18 protein-coding genes are annotated in these 19,300 nt (G+C 72.2%); 8 read left to right on the top strand and 10 right to left on the bottom strand.

Annotated elements, in window-relative coordinates; genetic code table 11:
* Positions 1 to 195 precede the first annotated feature (195 nt).
* From ACTWJ9_RS10085 to ACTWJ9_RS10075, 3 genes are all read right to left on the bottom strand, one after another.
* A complete protein-coding gene (locus ACTWJ9_RS10085) occupies positions 196 to 1,308 on the bottom strand; it encodes a HAMP domain-containing sensor histidine kinase (protein WP_279333901.1) in 1,113 nt (370 codons plus the stop codon).
* The gene (locus ACTWJ9_RS10080) at positions 1,305 to 2,045 is read right to left on the bottom strand and encodes a response regulator transcription factor (RefSeq protein WP_279333900.1); all 741 of its coding nucleotides are present in this window, start codon (positions 2,043 to 2,045) and stop codon (positions 1,305 to 1,307) included. Before ACTWJ9_RS10080 ends, ACTWJ9_RS10085 begins: the two co-directional genes overlap by 4 nt.
* A gap of 122 nt (positions 2,046 to 2,167) precedes the next feature.
* Positions 2,168 to 2,881: a spermidine synthase gene (locus ACTWJ9_RS10075; protein WP_279333899.1), complete on the bottom strand. Its 714-nt coding sequence runs from the start codon at positions 2,879 to 2,881 to the stop codon at positions 2,168 to 2,170.
* A gap of 173 nt (positions 2,882 to 3,054) precedes the next feature.
* On the opposite strand from ACTWJ9_RS10075, the gene lon reads away from it, so the two are divergent.
* Entirely contained in the window at positions 3,055 to 5,526 is a 2,472-nt protein-coding gene (gene lon / locus ACTWJ9_RS10070) for an endopeptidase La (protein WP_387042310.1), read from the top strand.
* Positions 5,527 to 5,622: 96 nt separating this feature from the next.
* On the opposite strand, the gene ACTWJ9_RS10065 is transcribed toward lon, so the two are convergent.
* The gene (locus ACTWJ9_RS10065) at positions 5,623 to 6,450 is read right to left on the bottom strand and encodes a lysozyme (RefSeq protein ID WP_279333897.1); all 828 of its coding nucleotides are present in this window, start codon (positions 6,448 to 6,450) and stop codon (positions 5,623 to 5,625) included.
* A 216-nt stretch (positions 6,451 to 6,666) separates the two neighbouring features.
* Between ACTWJ9_RS10065 and ACTWJ9_RS10060 the strand changes: the two genes are divergently transcribed.
* Positions 6,667 to 7,161 (top strand): MarR family winged helix-turn-helix transcriptional regulator, encoded by a 495-nt coding sequence (locus ACTWJ9_RS10060; protein WP_279333896.1) that lies wholly within the window; start codon positions 6,667 to 6,669, stop codon positions 7,159 to 7,161.
* Between the two features lie 381 nt (positions 7,162 to 7,542).
* Here the strand turns inward: ACTWJ9_RS10060 and ACTWJ9_RS10055 are convergent, their stop codons facing one another.
* The gene (locus tag ACTWJ9_RS10055; RefSeq protein WP_279333895.1) at positions 7,543 to 8,328 is read right to left on the bottom strand and encodes a protein phosphatase 2C domain-containing protein; all 786 of its coding nucleotides are present in this window, start codon (positions 8,326 to 8,328) and stop codon (positions 7,543 to 7,545) included.
* 419 nt (positions 8,329 to 8,747) lie between these two features.
* Between ACTWJ9_RS10055 and ACTWJ9_RS10050 the strand changes: the two genes are divergently transcribed.
* From ACTWJ9_RS10050 to ACTWJ9_RS10030, 5 genes are read left to right on the top strand one after another with little or no spacing between them, the layout of a single operon-like run.
* Positions 8,748 to 11,747: a nitrate- and nitrite sensing domain-containing protein gene (locus ACTWJ9_RS10050; protein WP_443295597.1), complete on the top strand. Its 3,000-nt coding sequence runs from the start codon at positions 8,748 to 8,750 to the stop codon at positions 11,745 to 11,747.
* Positions 11,744 to 12,292, top strand: coding sequence for a roadblock/LC7 domain-containing protein (locus tag ACTWJ9_RS10045; protein ID WP_443295596.1), 549 nt, complete (start codon positions 11,744 to 11,746; stop codon positions 12,290 to 12,292). The genes ACTWJ9_RS10050 and ACTWJ9_RS10045 overlap by 4 nt, the downstream gene beginning before the upstream one ends.
* Positions 12,289 to 12,711: a DUF742 domain-containing protein gene (locus ACTWJ9_RS10040; protein ID WP_279333892.1), complete on the top strand. Its 423-nt coding sequence runs from the start codon at positions 12,289 to 12,291 to the stop codon at positions 12,709 to 12,711. Before ACTWJ9_RS10045 ends, ACTWJ9_RS10040 begins: the two co-directional genes overlap by 4 nt.
* On the top strand, positions 12,692 to 13,330 hold the full coding sequence (locus ACTWJ9_RS10035; RefSeq protein ID WP_279333891.1) for a GTP-binding protein: 639 nt from the start codon (positions 12,692 to 12,694) through the stop codon (positions 13,328 to 13,330). Before ACTWJ9_RS10040 ends, ACTWJ9_RS10035 begins: the two co-directional genes overlap by 20 nt.
* 34 nt (positions 13,331 to 13,364) lie before the next feature.
* Positions 13,365 to 14,630: a styrene monooxygenase/indole monooxygenase family protein gene (locus ACTWJ9_RS10030; protein ID WP_279333890.1), complete on the top strand. Its 1,266-nt coding sequence runs from the start codon at positions 13,365 to 13,367 to the stop codon at positions 14,628 to 14,630.
* Here the strand turns inward: ACTWJ9_RS10030 and ACTWJ9_RS10025 are convergent.
* The 4 genes from ACTWJ9_RS10025 to ACTWJ9_RS10010 all read right to left on the bottom strand — a co-directional run bounded on the left by ACTWJ9_RS10025 (position 14,591) and on the right by ACTWJ9_RS10010 (position 17,990).
* Positions 14,591 to 15,856, bottom strand: a complete 1,266-nt coding sequence (locus ACTWJ9_RS10025; protein WP_443295595.1) for an NlpC/P60 family protein — start codon at positions 15,854 to 15,856, stop codon at positions 14,591 to 14,593. The two genes, ACTWJ9_RS10030 and ACTWJ9_RS10025, sit on opposite strands and share 40 nt — an antisense overlap.
* A gap of 102 nt (positions 15,857 to 15,958) precedes the next feature.
* Positions 15,959 to 16,285, bottom strand: a complete 327-nt coding sequence (locus tag ACTWJ9_RS10020; protein ID WP_279333888.1) for a hypothetical protein — start codon at positions 16,283 to 16,285, stop codon at positions 15,959 to 15,961.
* A gap of 65 nt (positions 16,286 to 16,350) precedes the next feature.
* On the bottom strand, positions 16,351 to 17,004 hold the full coding sequence (locus ACTWJ9_RS10015) for a TetR/AcrR family transcriptional regulator (RefSeq protein WP_279333887.1): 654 nt from the start codon (positions 17,002 to 17,004) through the stop codon (positions 16,351 to 16,353).
* Positions 17,005 to 17,039: 35 nt separating this feature from the next.
* A complete protein-coding gene (locus ACTWJ9_RS10010; RefSeq protein WP_443295594.1) occupies positions 17,040 to 17,990 on the bottom strand; it encodes an AurF N-oxygenase family protein in 951 nt (316 codons plus the stop codon).
* 212 nt (positions 17,991 to 18,202) lie between these two features.
* On the opposite strand from ACTWJ9_RS10010, the gene ACTWJ9_RS10005 reads away from it, so the two are divergent.
* A complete protein-coding gene (locus ACTWJ9_RS10005) occupies positions 18,203 to 18,814 on the top strand; it encodes a Uma2 family endonuclease (protein WP_387036928.1) in 612 nt (203 codons plus the stop codon).
* On the opposite strand, the gene ACTWJ9_RS10000 is transcribed toward ACTWJ9_RS10005, so the two are convergent.
* On the bottom strand, positions 18,811 to 19,275 hold the full coding sequence (locus tag ACTWJ9_RS10000; RefSeq protein ID WP_443295593.1) for a DUF3291 domain-containing protein: 465 nt from the start codon (positions 19,273 to 19,275) through the stop codon (positions 18,811 to 18,813). The two genes, ACTWJ9_RS10005 and ACTWJ9_RS10000, sit on opposite strands and share 4 nt — an antisense overlap.
* Between the last annotated feature and the right edge of the window lie 25 nt (positions 19,276 to 19,300).

The raw sequence follows: 19,300 nt of genomic DNA, 5'->3' as shown, positions 1-19,300 counted from the left end.
CACATCGCGGAGGGCGTTTCGGCGGGGGAAATGGCGGGAAACAAGCCTGGTTCCACTTCTTCGGGTCGCGTCAGACACATGTCGGGCATGCGTCGACCGCGGCCCGGCGCACTCGCGACCCGGGTCTTTGCCTGATCACACGTGCCCGTCAGGGCGAACGCGTGTGGATCTTGCGGCTCGGTTTCGAACCTTACGTCAACCTGACGTGGGAGAGGCTCCCGGAAGAGTGATAAGAATCCGGCAACCGCGCTCGGATTCGGCCACCCCGATCCGTCCGCCGTGGAGATCGACGGCCCAGCGGGCGATCGCCAGACCGAGACCGGTGCCGCCGTCGCTGCCCGGGCCGTGCGGCAGATTGACGCTGCCGCGGTTGAAGCGCTCGAAGACGCGGTGCCATTCGGTCCGCGGAATACCGGGCCCCTCGTCCAGGATTTCCAGCCGCAGCGAATCCGGCTGCGTTCCGGGCCGCGCCCTGACCGTCACATGGCCGTGCGGCGGACTGTGCTTGACCGCGTTGTCGATGAGGTTGGCGACCACCTGGTGGATGCGCTCCGGGTCGACGTGCGCGGTGAGCTCCGGCGGCGAGACGTCGAGGCGCAGATAGACGTCCGTACGGGTGTGGCTGCCGGAGCCGGTGGCCATGCCCGCGCGCGCGGAGGCGACCATGTTGGCCTCCTTGAGCACGCCGGACAGGTACGGCCACACCTCGAAGCGCTGCCGCTTCAGCGGGACGACACCGTTGTCCAGGCGGGACAGGTCGAGCAGCGTCTCCACCAGCCGGCCGAGCCGCTCGGTCTGCTTCAGCGCCGTGCGCATCGTCTCGGGGTCGGCCTCGGTGACGCCGTCGACGATGTTCTCCAGCACCGCGCGCAGCCCCGCGATCGGGGTGCGCAGCTCGTGCGAGACGTTGGCCACCAGCTCCTTGCGCTGATGGTCCTGGGCCTCCAGCTCGTCGGCCATGACGTTGATGGTCTGGGCCAGGTCGCCCAGCTCGTCCCGGCGGTTCTCCCGCACCCGGCGGGTGTAGTCGCCGTGCGAGATGGACCGGGCCACGGCGTTCATGTCGTCCAGCGGCGCGGTGAGCGAGTGCGCCACGAACTGTGTGATGAGCAGCGTGGCGATCATCGAGAAGACCGTGATGAAGCGCAGCTCGGTCTTGGTGTGCACCGCGACCACCGAGAGACCGGTGGTGATCAGCACCGAGATGACGACCAGCGCGCCCAGCTTGGTCTTGATCGAGAACGGGCGGACACCGCCCCGGGGACCGCGGTCCCCGGGGCCTCTCCGTGCGGCGGGCCCGTCGCTCACGGCGTCGGCGTCTCCAGGGCGTAGCCCACGCCGTGCACGGTACGGATGCGCTCGGCGCCGATCTTCCGGCGCAGCGCCTTGATGTGGCTGTCGACGGTACGGGTGCCGGAGGCGTCCGCCCAGTCCCAGACCTCGGCCAGCAGCTGCTCCCGGGAGAGCACCGCGCGGGGCGTGTTCGCCAGGCACACCAGCAGGTCGAACTCGGTGGGCGTCAGGTGGACGTCATCGCTGTGCACCCGCACCCTGCGCTGCGCGTGGTCGATCTCCAGCTCGCCCAGGCGCAGGATGCCGCTGCGCGGTGTGGTGGCCGCCAGGGCCGCCCGCTCCATGCGGCGCAGCAGTACGTGCACGCGGGCCGCCAGTTCCCGCATGGAGAACGGCTTGGTCATGTAGTCGTCGGCGCCGACGCCCAGGCCGACCAGCATGTCGGTCTCGTCGTCACGCGCGGTCAGCATCATGACCGGCACCGGCCGCTGGGCCTGCACGCGCCGGCAGACCTCCAGGCCGTCGAAGCCCGGCAGCATGATGTCGAGGATCAGCAGGTCGGGCTGCCATGCCTCCGCCGTGTCGACGGCGGACGGACCGTCGCCCGCCGTCTGCACCAGGAATCCCTCGGCACGAAGGCGGGTCGCGATGGCGTCCACGATCGTCGCGTCGTCCTCGACCACCAGGACCCGGCGTTGTGCGCCCGGAGTGGCCGCCGCCGTGCCGTTGTGGGAGGTGTGTGTCTGCTCCATCGCCCGCCCCTGAAGTGTGCTTTCCGGAATCCGTGGGGTGATCCGTTCCTGCGCATGACTGCGATCGGCGCTTGAGTGATCGGCGCCAGGGCAGCAGCGTACGGGGAGGCGCCGTGCCTTTGCTATCCAGGGCGGACGCCGAGGTGTACGACGTCCGGAACGCCCCGGGCAACCGGGACCTCTTCGGTACGCACCTGCTGGAATCCGGCATTACGCAAGGTTTCTTCGAAATCCGGAGAGGGCTTGGCCGACCACACCGCGAGCACCCCGCCGGGGTTCAACACCCTTGCACAGGCCAGGAGTCCGGTGGGGGAGTAGAGCCCTTCATTGCCCTCGGTGACGGTCCAGTCGGGCCCGTTGTCGATGTCGAGGCAGAGCGCGTCGAATGTGTCGGACGTCTCCTTGACGTACGCCACCAGGTCGGTCTCGACGATCGCCGTGCGGGGGTCGGCGAGGGCGGGGGCGGAGACCTCGGCGAACGGGGGCAGCGGGCCCGCGCGGTGCCAGTCGATGACGGCGGGTTCGCGCTCCACCACGGTGATGCGCCCCCAGCGGGGCTGGGTGGCGGCGTGGGCGAGCGAGAAGCCGACGCCCAGCCCGCCGATGAGGACGTGCGGGCCCGGTCGCGGGCCGTGTTTCGCGCGGGTGTCGGCGGCGTCGAGTGCGGCCAGGGCGGCGTCGATCAGCAGCCGCTCCGAACGGCCGTCGGAGGTGTCCATCAGGAAGCAGCCGTTCGCGATGATCTGCAGCAGGTGGCCGTGCCGGCGGAGCGCCACCTCCCCGTACGGGCCCTCGCGGCGGTCCAGGATTTCGGGAATGTCGTACGGGGTGGTCATGCGTTCATCCTGGCAGCACTTCCCGTTCGGGGGGTCGTGCGGGTCGTGCCGTACGGGAGTTCCCTCCGTGGCCCTCGCGGGTGATCGCTGAGGGCGAACATGGTCCGGGGAACATTCGGTGGCTCACCAGCATTGAGTCGGTGTAGCTCAACTTGACTGCCGAAGGGGAGATCATGGCTGCTGAGTCCACACCGCTCGCCCTGCCCGTGCTGCCGCTCGACGACGAGGTCGTGCTGCCCGGAATGGTGGTTCCGCTGGACCTGAGCGACTCCGAGGTGCGTGCCGCGGTGGAGGCCGCCCAGGCCGCCGCCGCGTCCGCGCCGGGCAAGCCCCGGGTCCTGCTGGTGCCGCGTATCGACGGGACCTACGCCGGTACCGGTGTCCTGGGCACGGTCGAGCAGGTCGGCAGGCTGGCCGACGGCGACCCGGGCGCCCTGATCCGGGGCCGGAGCCGCGTGCGGATCGGCGCCGGGACCACCGGGCCGGGTGCGGCGCTGTGGGTGGAGGGCGCCCGGATCGAGGAGACCGTGCCCGACCCTTCCCCAAGTTCTCAACTCCGTTCGAACAGGGGATACCCCAATCCCGGGCAGGTCGGCGAACTGGTCACGGAGTACAAGGCGCTCGCCACCGCCTGGCTGCGCAAGCGCGGCGCCTGGCAGGTCGTCGACCGGGTCCAGGCCATCGACGACGTCGCCGCCCTCGCCGACAACTCCGGTTACTCGCCCTTCCTGACCACCGAACAGAAGGTGGCGCTGCTGGAGACCGCCGACCCGGTGGCCCGGCTGAAGCTCGCCACCCAGCAGCTCCGCGACCACCTCGCCGAGCAGGAGGTCGCCGAGTCCATCGCCAAGGACGTCCAGGACGGCGTCGACAAGCAGCAGCGCGAGTTCCTGCTGCGGCGCCAGCTGGAGGCGGTGCGCAGGGAACTGCGCGAGCTGAACGGAGAGGACGGCAAGGACTCCGCCGAGGAGTCCGACGACTACCGGGCCCGCGTCGAGGCCGCCGACCTGCCGGAGAAGGTGCGCGAGGCCGCGCTCAAGGAGGTCGACAAGCTGGAGCGCTCCTCCGACCAGTCGCCCGAGGGATCGTGGATCCGCACCTGGCTCGACACGGTGCTGGAGATGCCGTGGAACGAGCGAACCGATGACAGCGCCGCCGGGCACGACATCCGGGGCGCCCGGGCCGTGCTCGACGCCGAGCACGCGGGCCTGGAGGACGTGAAGGAACGCATCACCGAGTACCTGGCGGTGCGCAAGCGGCGCGCCGAGCGCGGACTCGGCGTGGTCGGGGGCCGCCGCGGCGGTGCCGTGCTCGCCCTGGTGGGACCGCCCGGTGTCGGCAAGACGAGCCTCGGTGAATCCGTCGCCCACGCGATGGGCCGGAAGTTCGTCCGGGTCGCCCTCGGCGGTGTCCGCGACGAGGCCGAGATCCGCGGCCACCGGCGTACGTACGTCGGCGCGCTGCCCGGCCGGATCGTGCGGGCGGTCAAGGAGGCCGGGTCGATGAACCCGGTGGTGCTGCTCGACGAGATCGACAAGGTGGGCTCGGACTTCCGGGGCGATCCGTCGGCGGCCCTCCTCGAAGTGCTGGACCCGGCGCAGAACCACACCTTCCGGGACCACTACCTGGAGGTCGAGCTGGACCTCTCGGACGTCGTCTTCCTCGCCACCGCCAACGTCCTGGAAGCCATCCCGGAGGCGCTGGCGGACCGGATGGAGATCGTCCGGCTGGACGGCTACACGGAGGACGAGAAGGTCGTCATCGCGCGCGACCACCTGCTCCCGCGTCAGCTGGAGCGGGCCGGGCTCGCCGCGGACGAGGTCGGCCTCGACGACGGCGCGCTGCGCAGGCTGGCCGGCGAGTACACCCGTGAGGCGGGCGTACGCACCCTGGAGCGGACCGTCGCGCGGCTGCTGCGCAAGGTCGCGGCCCAGCACGAACTGGGCGAGCGGGAGCTGCCGTTCACCGTCACGGAAGGTGATCTGCGCGGACTGATCGGCCGGCCGCACCACGTGCCCGAGTCCGCCCAGGACCCGGCCGAGCGCCGTACCGCCGTCCCCGGTGTCGCCACCGGGCTGGCGGTGACCGGCGCCGGCGGGGACGTCCTCTACGTGGAGGCGTCCCTGGCCGATCCGGAGACGGGCGCCGCCGGACTGACCCTGACCGGACAGCTGGGTGACGTGATGAAGGAGTCGGCGCAGATCGCGCTGAGCTTCCTGCGGTCGCACGGCGCCGAGCTGGAGCTGCCGGTGGGCGACCTGAAGGAACGGGGCGCGCACATCCACTTCCCGGCGGGCGCGGTGCCCAAGGACGGCCCCAGCGCCGGCGTCACGATGACCGCCGCTCTGGCCTCGCTGCTCTCCGGGCGGCTGGTCCGCACGGATGTGGCGATGACCGGCGAGGTCTCGCTGACCGGGCGGGTGCTGCCGGTCGGCGGGGTGAAGCAGAAGCTGCTCGCCGCGCACCGGGCGGGGATCACCACCGTGATCATCCCCAAGCGCAACGAGCCCGACCTGGACGACGTCCCCGCCGAGGTGCTGGACGGGCTCGACGTCCACGCCGTCACCGACGTCCGCCAGGTCCTGGAGCTGGCGCTCGCGCCGGCGGCGGACGGCGCGGTGCCGGAGGTCCCGGTGGCGGCTTGATCGCCGTCCGCCACCACAAGGGCGACGGCCCGGGTCCCGTGAGGGAGGCCCGGGCCGTCACCGGGCGGGGCGGGGGCGAGGCGCGAGGCGGCGGCGTCAGCCGAGCGCCAGCGCCCGCACCCGGTCGACCGTGCCGTTGAAGAGGTCGTGGTCCCCGACCGTCGGCCCGGTCGAGGTGTACTGCCACATCGTGTAGAAGTCCCAGCCCGCGGGCAGCTCGCCCGGGGTGGAGGCGTACCGGGCGATCCACAGGGGATGGTCGGCGGCGAACCCGGTGTAGTTCCCGGTGCACTGCTTCCACCAGCTGGTCGCCGTGTAGATCACGGCGTGCCGGCCGGTGCGCTCCCGGTACCGGTCCAGGAAGTCGCCGATCCAGCTCACCATGGCGCTCTGCGACATGCTGTAGCAGGCGTCCCCGTAGGGGTTCCACTCGATGTCGAGCACGCCCGGCAGCGTCATGCCGTCGGGTGACCAGGCGCCGCCGTGGTCGACGAAGTAGTCGGCCTGGGCGGCGCCGCTCGTCCTGTCGGGGGTCGCGAAGTGGTACGCGCCGCGGATCATGCCGACGTCGTACGAACCGTTGTACTGCTGCGGGTGGTAGGGGTTCTGGTAGTACGTCCCCTCCGTGGCCTTCGCGTAGGCCCATCTGACCCCGCTGTCCCAGAGGGTCGACCAGGGCACGTCGCCCTGGTGGCTGGAGACGTCCACGCCCTCCGTCCGGGTGGCGCGGCTGGTGGGCGTGCCGTCCCGGCCGTCATGGGCGAGGACGCCCATGCCCATGTGGGCGGAGCCGCGCGGGGGGACGTCGGGGGCGGCCGCCGCGGCCGCGGGTGTCGCGCGGGGAAGCGAGAGGAGCGCGAGCAGGACCGCCGCGACGGTCGTGAACGCGCGTAGACGGGTGAAGCCGAATCTGTGCACGGGCATGACGTGTCTCCGAGGAACGTGGTGCGGGACCCTTGAGGAGGGGACGCAAGGGAGGCGACGCACGCGGACCGCGACGTGAGCCCCGGGGCTCACCGGGGCTCCCCGGGGGTTCGGAAACCGCCGCCGGGCCGCGTCTGCGAAATACTTGCGGAGCCGCAGCGGCGTCGCCACTTGGCGGGAACACGGACGACCGGGAAAACCGAGGCAGGAACTGACGTGCACGAAGGCGGAAACGGAGGCGCGGCGGACACCCCGTCCGAGGCGCCCGCGAGCGGTGTGGAACAGCCCGGATTCCTCGCTCTGGAAAGGGAGTTGACGGTGCTGCTGCGCCGCGCCAGGGCCAGCCAGGGCGAGATGTCCCGCGAGGTCCATCCGGACCTGGAACCGTCCGCGTACGGTCTGCTCGTCCGTCTGGATGAGTGCGGCGAGCAGCGGGCCACCGAACTCGCCGCCTACATCGGCGTCGGCAAGGCGACGATGTCGCGTCAGCTGCACGCCCTGGAGGAACTCGGGCTCGTCACCCGTGAGCCGGACCCCGCCGACGGCCGCGCCTGGCTGGTCGCCCTCACCCCGGAGGGCCGGGACCGGGTGAGCAGGGTTCGCGAGGCCCGCCGCGCGCGCTACGCCCGCAGCCTCGCCGACTGGGATGCCGGCGAGGTCACGGAACTCGCCCGGCTGCTGCACCAGCTGAACCGCGGGACGGACAGGTGACCGGAGCGCCGTCCGGGGCGACCCGGGGCCGTCCGGGGGACGCAGGGCGCTCCTCGGAGTGATCCGGGCAACCGGAGTGAGCGGGACGCCGTTCGGGGGAAGCGGCGCACCGTTCGGCGTACCGGAGCGATCGGGCCCGGCGGCGTACGGGGGGTCAGGTGCGTACGGGGGCCCGGCGCGTATGGGGATCAGATGGGTACGGGAGACCCGACGGGTACGGGAATCCGGTGGGTACGAGGATCCGGCGTACGGGGACCCGGTGGGTACGGGAATCCGGCGTACGGGAGACCTGGCGGGTACGGGAAACCCCGCGGGCACGGGGAGCCCGGTGCGTGCGGGTGGGCGGGACGGTGACGGGTGGGCGGGGTGGTGTACGGGGAGTCAGAACTCCACGTACACCACCGTCGCGTCGTCGTGCGTCTTGCTCCGGCCCAGCACCACCCGGTCCGTGTCCGCCCGCTCCAGGGCCCGTACGCGATCCACCAGCGCCCGCGACCCCTCCTTGCGGACGAGGGCGAGACACTCCGTCCAGTCGCCCTCGCGGAACTTCTCCACCCAGCGCGCCGCCCCGTCCGTCAGCGCGGCCAGGGCGCGCACCTCGGCACGCGGAAGGGTGCCGGTGACCGCGCGCGCCGCGACCGACGGATCGGCGGCCGCGGTGAAGAAGCCGCCCTCCTTGTTCCGCACCGTGGCGTCCACCAGCGCGTCGGTGGCCAGGGCCGAGCGGGGCAGCAGGGCCAGCCGGTCGTCCAGCAGCGGGGTGACCGCCCCGTCGGGGGACTCGACGAGCAGGACCGAGTCGGACAGCACCAGGTACTCGACGGACTCCGGTGACCAGCGGGCCAGCACCACCGTCGCCTGAGGAGTACGCGGGTGAGAAAGGTCACAGGTTTCGACGTGCGCGTCAGCGGTACGCACAAGGGCCCGGGACAGCAGGTCGGCCAGGGGGACATCCGGGAGTGAAACGGTCAGTTCGGAGAGTGCCCCGCCGAGCCGCGCGGTGAACCAGGGGACGGAGTGCCGGCAGCCCGCCCCGCCCCGCGGCGGCGTGACGCCGTCCAGTACCACCAGTGAACCGCCCTGCCCGGAGGCCGGAAGTCCGACACCGGCGAAGTCCTCGTTGGGGCGGTCCGCGTCGCCGGGTTCCGAGGCGAGTTCAGTACGCATTCCCCTAGTCTGCACGAGGCCTCCACAGGGACCGCCGGAGGCCGGACACGGCCGCTGATTTCCCGGGACCGTGCAGGTCAGGAGCCGAGTTTGGGTGGGAATGCCGTGCTCCGGGCGCGCGTGGCGGCGAATCCTGCCATCGGCCGCCGCAGACGTCCAACCGGCCTGCCGTGCACGGCCGCTGCGGGGCGTGTCGGAACTTGCCCCTCAACTCGCCTCCGATGTTCACTCCTTCGAGTGGCGGGTCAGGTGATGCGTATCCAGCGTCCAGAGGCGCTGGGAGGGTCGGGAGGCGCTGGGGGCGTCTCACGGGCCCAGCGCGGTCGACGGTCCGGGCAGGACGCAGGTGCCTGTCACGAGCAGGGCGTGGACGTCCGTTGACGGAACGTCACCCCGACCCACGGGTACACGAGTCAGGAATGCGAGCACCGGTGCAGAAGACGCGGCCTCGTCGCACAGGCAAGCAGACGGCCCCCACGGGGGACGCCGACCAGAAGCCCACCGTAGGCAAGGGCCGCCCCACCCATGTGCGCAACCGGCTCATCGTGGCCGTCGCGGTGGTGGCCGCCACGATCGCGGGCGCCGGAACACCGTCCGTGCTGGCGGCCTCCGGGCAACTGAACGACTCCCAGAACCTGGTGACCCACGCCGAGCGGACCCGGGACTCCCTGACACTCGCGCACTCCCTTGCCGACGAACGGGACGAGGTCACGTCCTACATCGCGGCCGGCCGTCCCAAGTCCAAGGCGCCCGCCGAACAGGACAGTGCCCGCGTCGACCGGCAGGTCGAGGAGCTGCGCGCCGACACCGGCATCCCGCAGGCCATGCGCGACGGCCTCGACGCCATCGCGGCCGTGCGCAGGGCGGCGCTCACCGGCAAGAGCAGCGCGCTCGAGGCGCACCAGGCGTACTCCACCGCCGTCACCCAGCTGCACCGGCTCGCCGAGCAGCTCGCGGAGCGGACCCCGCCCCGCGCGGGCGCCGGAGCCTACGCGCTCGCCGAACTGGACTCCGCCGTCCAGCAGGCGGCCGCCACCCGCGGGCTGCTGCTCGCCGCACTCAACGTGCCGAGCACCACCCAGACCGTCATCGACCCGATCACCGGCCTGCCCGCCACCTCCACCGCCTCCTCGGAGGCCGACGCCGAGCTGCGCGACGAGCTGACCGCCGCCGCCCTCCAGGCCCGCCTGCGCTCCGACGCCGCCCTCGCCGACTTCCGTGACACGGCGCCCAAGGCGGCCCGCGCGTCCTACGACTCCACGGTGACCGGACCCGAGGTCGACTCCGCCGAGAAGTACCTCGCGAGCCTCACCGACCAGCCGTCCCTCTCGGACGAGGAACTCGCCACCGACGTCAAGAAGCTGGAGGCCGCGCTCACCGCCCGCGTCGAGACGATGCGCGGGGTGGAGTCCGCCCTCTTCGAGAAGCGCACCAAGGACCTGGCCCAGCTGCGTGACGACGACGTCACCGCGCTGGAGATCCACATCGCCGTCCTCGGCGCTCTCATGCTGCTCGCGGTCGGCGTCGCCACCGCCATGGCCCGCACCCTCACCCGCCCGCTGTCCGTGCTGCGCCGCGGTTCGGCCCGCCTCGCCGGGGCCGAGGACCCGAGCGCCGAAGAGCCGGTCACCTTCACCGGACGCAACGACGAGTTCGCCCAGGTCGTCCGCTCCGTCAACACCCTGCACGCGCACGCCGCGCAGCTCACCACGCGGATCGCCACCCTCGAGGCCGACCGCAAGCACCTCGTCGCGCAGCGGCAGCGGATGGCCGACGCCCGCGAGGAGCTGCGCACCGAACTCACCGAGTCCGCCGCCCGTCTGGAGCAGCTGCGCACCAGCATCGGCGGCACCTTCGTCAACCTGGCGCTGCGCACCCTCGGCCTGGTCGAACGGCAACTCGGCGTCATCGAGGGCCTGGAGGAGCGCGAGGACGACCCGGACCGCCTGGCCACCCTGTTCAAGCTCGACCACTTCGCCACGGTGATGCGCCGGCACAGCGAGAACCTCCTCGTCCTCGCCGGCACCGAACACGTCCAGCACGCGGCGGGACCGGTGCCGCTCGTCGACGTCGTACGGGCCGCGGTCAGCGAGATCGAGCGGTACGAGCGGGTCAGGATCGCCTCGCTGCCGCCGCACGCCCACATCGCCGGTTTCGCCGCCGACGACCTCAGCCATCTGCTGGCCGAACTCCTGGAGAACGCCACCTCGTTCTGCCCGCCCGACCTGCCCGTCGAGGTCTCCGGCTGGCTGCTGGAGAGCGGCGAGGTCATGCTCTCCGTGCAGGACGAGGGCATCGGCATGACCAAGGACCGGCTGGAGCGGCTCAACACCCGTCTGGCCGGATTCGACCCGGAGGCGCCCTACGAGCACGAGGGCGAGGACGGCCTCGGGCTCGGCCTGTACGTCGTGGCCCGGCTCGCCCAGCGGCACGGGGCGCGGGTGCGGCTGCGGGAGCAGAAGCAGGGCGGCGTCGCCGCGGTCGTGGTCCTTCCCACGACCCTGCTGGCCGCCAAGCCCGCCCCGCCCACCGCCGTGCCCGCCTCCGGCACGGCCGGTGAGCAGCGTGTCTCCCTGCCGGGCGCGGACGCCGAGGCCAACGCCAACGTCCTGCACGGCCGCACGGAGGGCGCAGAGGGCGCAGAGGGCACGGAGAACGAGGATCCGCTGGTCGCCCTGGCGGAACAGGCGGTGGAGCAGCAGCAGCCCGCCGCGGAGGCGCCGGCCGCCGAGGCCCCCGCCGAGACGAAGGCCCCTGCCGCGCCGGAGCCCGCGGGCGACGCGCCGAAGGAGCCCGCGGAGAAGGCCCCTGCCGAGGCCGTCGCCGAGCCTCCCGCCGAAGCCGAAGCCGAAGCCGAAGCCGAAGCCGAAGCCGAAGCCGAAGCCGAAGCCGAAGCCGAAGCCGGCGACGGCGCCGGCGCCGGTGCTCCCGAGGCCGCGGACGGGACGCATCAGCGGCCCGCCGAGACCACCATGGAACTGCTGATCCCCTCGCCCGCGCCCGACGCGACCGCGGCGGCGGACACGAAGGCCCCGGGTGCCCAGCCGGACACCGGGCCCGCGGCTTCGGCCACACCGCCGGCCCGGTCGGTGCCCGCACCCGCGCCCGCCCCCGAGGCCGAGCACGCGCGCGTGCCCGACGGCCCGGAGGCGGAGGAGGACCCGGTCACCGCCAAGGGCCTGCCCAAACGCACACCGAAGATCGCCGCGCGCACCGAGCCCCCCAGGCAGCGCACCGGCTCGGTGGACGCCGACGCCCTGCGGCGCCGCCTCGGCGGCTTCCGCCAGGGGGCGGAGGCCGGACGCCGGGACGTCGAAGTGGAGATCGCCGAGGAGACGGGACCGCACCGACCGCCGTCCCCCGCGGCCGCACCGTCCGAAGAAGTCACGGGGGGCACCGTCGAGGAGGCAAGCAGTTGACCGCGCCCAGTACCTTCGGACTGAGCAGTGAGGCCCGCAACCTGCACTGGCTGCTGACCAACCTCGTCGAGGAGGTGCCCGGCATCCTCTCGGTCGCCGTGGTCTCCTCCGACGGGCTGCTGCTGCTCTCCTCCGACCCCGACCTCGCGCACGCCCGGACGCACCAGAGCGAGGCCGCCGCCGGGGCGCTCGAGGTGCGGACCGGGAAACGTGCCGGCCCGCGCGGCTCCGCCGCCGATCTGGCCACCGTCGTCTCCGGCATCGGCAGCCTGACCGTCGGCGCCGCCAAGCTGATGGACTACGGCCAGGTCAAGCACACCATGGTGGCGATGGACGAGGGCAGTCTGTTCGTGATGTCGATCAGCGACGGCTCGCTGCTCGGTGTGCACGGTTCCGCGGAGTGCGACATGAGCGTGGTCGCGTACCACATGGCTCTGTTCGTGGGCCGGGCCGGCCATGTCCTGACCCCCGAGCTCCGCAGCGAACTGCGCAAGACCCTGGAGAACAAGACCCTGGAGAACGAGTCCACCGGGAGCCCCCGTTGAGCGGTAAAACCAGGAAGAACCTCCCGATCCGCGGCGGGGACCGCAAACCCGCCCGGGTCCGCCCCTATTCGCTCACCGGCGGCCGTACCCGCTTCGGCCATGTGCTCCTCGTCGAGACGTTCGTGGCGGCCACCGCCGAACTGGAGGCCGCCGGGCAGCGCAAGGAGCTGACGAAGGGCTCGCTCAAGTCGACGATCATGCCGGAGATGCGGGCCATCGTCGAACTGTGCCGCCGGATGCGCACGGTGGCCGAGATCGCCGCGCTGCTGAAGATGCCGCTCGGCGTGGTCCGGGTGCTCCTGAGCGACCTCGCGGACCAGGGAAGGATCCGTGTCTACGGAACGGGAACCGGCCACGGCACGGGCCGCCCGGACCGCGTACTGCTGGAAAGGGTGCTGAGTGGACTCCGCCGTCTCTGACGCAGTTCAAGGCGTCTCCCCGCTCGTCGAGGACGACGAGCAGTTGCAGCCCTGGCAGACGGACCGTACCCGCGCCCCGATCGCCACGAAGATAGTGGTGGCCGGCGGCTTCGGAGTCGGCAAGACCACGTTGGTCTCCACCGTCTCGGAGATCAAGCCTCTGGAGACCGAGGCGCTGATGACCGAGGCGAGCGTCGAGACCGACGACCTCACCGCCACGCCGGACAAGCTGACCACCACCGTGGCCATGGACTTCGGCCGCATCACGCTCGACGACGACCTGGTGCTCTACGTCTTCGGCACGCCGGGGCAGCAGCGGTTCTGGTTCATGTGGGACGACCTGGTGCGCGGCGCGATCGGCGCGGTCGTCATGGCCGACACCCGCCGGCTCAAGGACTGCTTCCCGGCGCTCGACTACTTCGAGAGCTGCGGACTGCCGTACGTCGTCGCGGTCAACCACTTCGACGAGACCGAGCGGTTCGAGCCGGACGACGTGCGGGAGGCGCTCACCATCCCGGACCGCATACCTGTCATGATCATGGACGCCCGGCACCGGATCTCGGTCATCGAGACCCTCCTGTCCCTGGTGGGTCACGCGCTCGAGGAAACCCCGGAGTAGCCCGGAAGTCCTCGTCCCCTAGGAGAACCCCCGTATGCGGAAAATACTCGTCGTCGGAGCCGGTCAGTCCGGTCTCCAGCTCGCCCTCGGCCTTCAGTCGCACGGGTACGAGGTCACCCTGATGTCCAACCGGACCGCGGACGAGATCCGCACCGGACGGGTGATGTCGACGCAGTGCATGTTCCACACGGCCCTGCAGCACGAGCGCGATCTCCAGCTGAACTTCTGGGAGTCCCAGGCCCCGAAGATCCAGGGGCTCGGTGTCTCGGTCGCGGCCCCCGGCTCGCACGACCCGGGCCCGACGCAACGCGCGATCAACTGGCTGGGCCTGCTCGACGGGTTCGCGCAGTCGGTCGACCAGCGGGTGAAGATGGCGGGCTGGATGGACACGTTCGCACAGCGTGGCGGCCAGCTGGTCATCCACGGCGCGGCCGTCGGCGACCTGGACTACTTCTCCCGTACGTACGACCTCGTGCTCGTCGCCGCGGGCAAGGGCGAGCTCGTGCAGATGTTCGGCCGGGACGCCTCGCGCTCCCCGTACGCCGAGCCGCAGCGGGCGCTCGCGGTGGCCTACGTCCACGGGATGGACCCGCGTCCGGAGCACCCGGACACCGAGGCGGTCCGCTGCAACATCGTCCCCGGCGTCGGCGAGATGTTCATCATGCCGACGCTCACCACGTCGGGCCGTGCCGACATCCTGTTCTGGGAGGGCATACCCGGCGGCCCGCTGGACGCCTTCAAGGACGTCAAGGACCCGGCGGAGCACCTCTCCCTGACCCTGGAACTCATGGAGAAGTTCCTCCCCTGGGAGCACGCGCGGACCAGCAAGGTCGAACTGACCGACGCCGGCGGCACCCTCGCCGGCCGCTACGCCCCGACCGTCCGCAACCCCGTCGGCCGGCTGCCCGGCGGCGGCCTGGTCCTCGGCGTCGCCGACGTGGTCGTGGCCAACGACCCGATCACCGGCCAGGGCTCCAACTCGGCCTCCAAGTGCGCCGCCTCCTACCTCGCCTCGATCGTCGAGCACGGTGAGCAGCCGTTCGACGAGGCGTGGATGCGGCAGACCTTCGACCGCTACTGGGCCACCGCCCAGCACGTCACCAAGTGGACCAACGCCATGCTGGCCCCGCCGCCCGCGCACGTCCTCGAGGTGCTCGGCGCCGCGGGCAGCCTCCAGCCCGTCGCCGACCGGTTCGTCAACTGCTTCGACGACCCGGCCGACCTCGAGAACTTCTTCTACGACCCGGAGAAGGCCGGGGCCTACCTGGCGGAGGTCTCGGGAGCGGCGGGCGGCGCGTAGGCGCGCGCGTAGCCCTGGTCGGGTCCCTCGGTCGCCCCCTCGGGGAGCTCCGGCGGCACATGGTGCCGCAGGGGCTCCCCGGCCGGGTCGGGGCGTACGGCGCCCAGGACCGGGTTGGCCGCGATCGGGGAGACCTTGACCCGTGCGCCGGGCCGGGGTGCCTGCACCACCATGCCGTCACCCAGGTAGAGGGCGACATGCGTGGCCTCGGGGAAGTACACGACGAGGTCGCCCGGCCGCAGCTCGTCCAGCGCGACCCGCTCCAGCCGGGCCCACTGCTCCCGGCTGGTCCGGGGGACGGGCGTTCCGGCGGCACCCCACGCCTCGGACGTCAGCCCCGCACCGTCGTACGCCCCGGAGTCCTCCGCGCCCCACTCGTACGGCTTGCCGATCTGCTCCACCGCGTACCGCACGGCCCGGCCGCCCGCCGCGGAGGGGGTGCGCCCGCCGCCGGGGGCACCGGAGGCACCGGGTGCGCCCAGGGCGCCGGAGGCCAGGAACTCCGCCTGGTCCCGGGCCACTTCGGCCCGTTCCCGCGCGGCGAGGGCGGCCAGTTCCCCGGGGCTGAGCGAGGCGAGCAGTTCCTCGACCTCGCCGAGCCGCTCACGCACCGCGTCCCGCTCCTTCCTGCGCCGTTCGGTGAGGGCGAGCCGGACGTCGAGTGCCCTGCGGGCCCGCCGGGCGAGCACGTCGGCCCGCTTCTCACCGCCGGCCAGCCGGCCCACCGTGTCCGCCCGGTTGCGCGCCAGCCGCCCGATCACATGCCCCTGGTCGAGCGCGTGCTGCGGATCGCGTGCCAGCAGCAGCCGTACGTACGGGGAGACCCCGGTGCTGTTCTGGTACTGGTGCCGGGCCAGCCGTCCGGCCGCGCCCCGGCTGTCGTGCAGGGAGAGCCGGGCGCGGGCGAGGGCGCTCTCCAGCCGCCGGGTCTCGGCGCGCTGCTCCGTCAGCCGCTCCTCGGTGGCCTCGTAGGCCTCGGTGGCTCTCCCCACCGCGCGGTACAGCCGCTGAAGGTCCGTCAACAACTCGGCGACGGACCGCTCGCGGGGTGCGGCCGCGGTGCCCGCGGGCGGTCCGGGGGCGCCGTCGTCGCTCCCGGAGGCCCCGGGGGGCCGTACCGCGGCCCTCTCCGGCGGCTTCGGAGCGGCCGTCGCGGGCACCGGCGCGAGAACGGTCCCGGCCGTGACCGCCGCCGTACACACCAGACGCAGAAGCATTACTGACATGCCATCACCTCCGACGCGGGCGGTTCCTCCGCTCCGCACCGTGAGCATCCGGCGGCCCGGCCGGGCCCGCTCGCCGGGTGTGCGCGGTTCGGCGCAACGACGTCACCCGACGGCGTCGTCCGGTTTGCCACCCGGCGTGGCGTCCGGACCGGCGGCGGGCTCGCGGACGCGCCCCGACCACGGCCACCGCGGCCGGCCGCCCACTGCCCCGCTCGGGTCGTACAGGTACCTCCACCCCCGCGTCAGCCCGATCCGCCCGCCCCGCTCCCGGGGCACCCGCCGGTAGACCAGCACGGTGGCCGGGCCGCCGTCCGGGGCCGGGACGGGAATGCGGTACGTCTTGGGCGGGTGCCCGGTGATGCCCAGCAGCACGGGCAGGACGCGCCCGTCCATGGGTCCGCCCTCGAAGGGGGTGTCCTGACTCTTCACGCCTCCAGTGTCGGCCATGCCCCACGCGGGCCGTCCGCCGGCGGCGGCAGTGGGTCAGGCGTCCGTCAGGCGTCCGTCAGCAGGGTCCGGACGAGTGCCTCGGTCTGGGCGTCCCGCCGCGCGGTCACCTCCAGGGCGGCCAGGAACTGCTCCACCAGCCAGTCCCGCAGCTCGTCGGCCGGCGGGAGCCGGTCCTCGTCGAGCCAGATCAGCGAGGCCGCCTCCACGGCGGTGATCCACATCCGGATGGTCATCCGCAGCCGGGGCCCCGGCTCGGTGACTTCGAGATGGCCGAGGATGTGCTCGGCGGCGGCCCGGCGCACACCGTCGACGACGGCGGTCGTACGGGAGGTCTCCACGACGCTCCCGCCCTGCAGCAGCGCGCTGAACCCGGGGCCGTGCCCGTCGACGAAGGCGAGATAGCGGTCGAGGGCCCTGGACAGCCGGGGCAGCGGCGGACCCTCGCGCGGCTCGTCGAAGCAGTGCCGCAGCTCGTCGGCGGCGGACCTGAGCGCCGCCTCGTACAACTGCTGCTTGCCGCCCGGGAAGTACCGGTACACCAGGGGGCGCGACACCCCGGCCGCCTCCGCCACGTCCTCCGGCGACACCTCGTCGGGCGCGCGGTGGGCGAAGAGGGACAGCGCGGCGTCGATCAGCTGACTGCGCCGCTCCTCGACGCCGAGGCGCCGGTAGGCGGGGGTGGGAGCCTGCGGGGTCATGCCCCGCAGCGTAACCAACCGCTTCCGGCGGCCGCCTAGGCCAGCAGTCCGGACGACTTCCACAGCCTCCGCCCGACCCCGCGCAGCACGCCGATGTCGTCCAGGAACTCCGTCAGCCGGCTCGACCCCTGCCGCATCACGTCCCGCCGGTGCCCGCTCGCCCTGACCTGGGCGACGGCCTCGCGCCTGTCCAGCCCCACGTTCGGGTACACCTCGGGGTTCACGAACGCCACCGAGAAGACGCGGGCGAACTCGCCGGAGGTGATCCGGGTGAACTCCCGCGACCACTTCGGCGCGGTCACCATCTGGCGCCGCAGCTCCTCACGGGCGTAGCGGACGTGCCGGGCCTCCTCGGCGACGTGGATGCGGGTGACGCCCCGGATCAGCGGCTGGACGCGCTCGTCCGGGAAGGTCAGCCGCTGCATCCAGTCCAGCACCTCCTCGCCGAGCAGGGTCGCCGTGAAGGAGCCGGGCGTGGTGGAGACCGTCTTGAACAGCCGCCCCAGCTGCTGGTGGGACCGGCTCACCGGGTACCACGGGGTGCCGCCACGCGTGATCACCCGGGCGAACATCCTGGAGTGCCGGCACTCGTCCTCGATCTCGGTGAGCGCGTACCGCACATGCGCGCTCGTGGCGGCCTTGTCGTAGACGTGCCGCACCAGCAGCTGCATCAGGATCAGCTCGAACCAGATGCCGAGCGAGGCGAGCGCCGCGGCCTCGTGCCGGGAGAGCGCGATGCGCTGCTCCTCGCCCATCCGCTTCCACAGCGGGGTGCCGTACAGGGAGACCAGCTCCGGCGGCCAGAACCACTTGCCCTCCTCGAACGGGGCGTCCCAGTCCAGCTCCGCGTCCGGGTCGAAGGAGTGCCGGGCGGAGGCGTCGAGCAGTCGCTGGGCCACCTGTTCCCGGTCCTTGAGCAGGCCGAGCGCGTCGCGCGGCCCGTCGAGCGCGTCGGCTTCCGTCAGGGTCCGGTTCTGGGGTGTCATGGCGGCTCCACCTCGCGGGTGTATCGGGTCACCGGCGGTTCACCTCCCTTATGAGACTGCTTGTCAGCAGGCCCGTCAATCCCCTGGGATCGGCTTGTCGACAGAGGCTCCCTTCTCGCGGGCGTCAATGGCGCGCCCTCCGGATCACCTCATGGAGCGGCAAATCGGCGTTCCCCCTGGGTAGGCTGACTGTGCCGGTCAGACTCCAGCGCATGGGAGTAATCATGAGCGCCGTACGCGACTCCGAACTGGACGACGACTACCAGTGGCCGCGTCCGCCCGAGGGCGGCTGGACTGCGGACGACCTCGACGAGCTTCCCAACCTGCCTCCGCACACGGAGCTGATCGACGGGAGCCTTGTCTTCGTGAGTCCGCAGACCAATTTCCACTCCCGTGTCATTCGCCTGCTGGACAACGCCCTGCTGGCTCAGGTGCCGGACGAGCTTGACGTCATCCGTGAGATGACCGTCAAGCTCAACCAGCGCAATCGGCCGGAGCCCGATGTCTTGGTGTTCCGGGCAGGCGCCGACACCGGCCCGAGTCAGACCTGGTACCGGCCGGAGGACGTGGTGATCGCTATCGAGGTCGTCTCCAAGGACTCGGTGGAGCGGGACCGTGAGGCCAAGCCCCGCAAGTACGCGGCCGCGGGTATCGCACACTTCTGGCGCGTCGAGGAGAGCGACGGGCTCCCCGTGGTCTACGTCTACGAGCTGGACGCCGCGACCAAGGCGTACGTGCCCATGGGCATCTTCCACAACCGCCTCAAGCTCACCGTCCCCTTCCCCGTCGACATCGACCTCACCGCCGTCGACCGCCGCCGCTAGGCCGAGCCGTCCGGGAACGACGTCCGGAGGGTGAACGCGTAGGGGGTCGGGCCGTGGGCGCGCAGGTGCAGCAGCCGTGCCTCGGCCTCCGCGACCGTGGGGCGGTGCCCCTTCGGGACCCACCACAGGGCCGTCATCGCCTCCCGCACCTGCTCGAACCACTCCCGCCGCCGGCCCAGCATCTCCCGATGCCGTCCCTGGTACATGAACGCGGTCAGGGCGTCGGTGTTCCGCCACACCGACATGTTGATGATCAGCCACGCGTCGTCGAAGACCGGTATGTCCGTCGCGTTGCCCTCCTCGCTCTTCAGACGCCAGACGAAGCCGTCGGCGGCCTCGGCGTCCGCGTTCACCGGGTCGAGGTGGTCGACGAAGTCCTTCAACCGTGGTGAGTCCACAGGGGCCTTGAGGCGGGAGATGTTCACCTGGGCGAGTTCGTGGGTGCTCTCGGCTTCGGTCATGAACCGGACGGTAAGCCGGGAACGG

The organism is Streptomyces sp. GDS52, assembly GCF_052246875.1.
In the GTDB taxonomy this organism is placed as follows: domain Bacteria; phylum Actinomycetota; class Actinomycetes; order Streptomycetales; family Streptomycetaceae; genus Streptomyces; species Streptomyces cathayae.
Note: the sequence above shows the minus strand (reverse complement) of the source record. Positions and strands in the feature narration are given on the sequence as shown.

Excerpts from the sequence above, each read along its gene's own strand:
- ACTWJ9_RS10080 (WP_279333900.1), bottom strand. The coding sequence starts at position 2,045 with ATGGAGCAGACACACACCTCCCACAACGGCACGGCGGCGGCCACTCCG.
- ACTWJ9_RS10075 (WP_279333899.1), bottom strand. The coding sequence starts at position 2,881 with ATGACCACCCCGTACGACATTCCCGAAATCCTGGACCGCCGCGAGGGC.
- lon (WP_387042310.1), top strand. The coding sequence starts at position 3,055 with ATGGCTGCTGAGTCCACACCGCTCGCCCTGCCCGTGCTGCCGCTCGAC.
- ACTWJ9_RS10065 (WP_279333897.1), bottom strand. The coding sequence starts at position 6,450 with ATGCCCGTGCACAGATTCGGCTTCACCCGTCTACGCGCGTTCACGACC.
- ACTWJ9_RS10055 (WP_279333895.1), bottom strand. The coding sequence starts at position 8,328 with ATGCGTACTGAACTCGCCTCGGAACCCGGCGACGCGGACCGCCCCAAC.
- ACTWJ9_RS10050 (WP_443295597.1), top strand. The coding sequence starts at position 8,748 with ATGCGAGCACCGGTGCAGAAGACGCGGCCTCGTCGCACAGGCAAGCAG.
- ACTWJ9_RS10030 (WP_279333890.1), top strand. The coding sequence starts at position 13,365 with ATGCGGAAAATACTCGTCGTCGGAGCCGGTCAGTCCGGTCTCCAGCTC.
- ACTWJ9_RS10025 (WP_443295595.1), bottom strand. The coding sequence starts at position 15,856 with ATGTCAGTAATGCTTCTGCGTCTGGTGTGTACGGCGGCGGTCACGGCC.
- ACTWJ9_RS10015 (WP_279333887.1), bottom strand. The coding sequence starts at position 17,004 with ATGACCCCGCAGGCTCCCACCCCCGCCTACCGGCGCCTCGGCGTCGAG.
- ACTWJ9_RS10010 (WP_443295594.1), bottom strand. The coding sequence starts at position 17,990 with ATGACACCCCAGAACCGGACCCTGACGGAAGCCGACGCGCTCGACGGG.
- ACTWJ9_RS10005 (WP_387036928.1), top strand. The coding sequence starts at position 18,203 with ATGGGAGTAATCATGAGCGCCGTACGCGACTCCGAACTGGACGACGAC.
- ACTWJ9_RS10000 (WP_443295593.1), bottom strand. The coding sequence starts at position 19,275 with ATGACCGAAGCCGAGAGCACCCACGAACTCGCCCAGGTGAACATCTCC.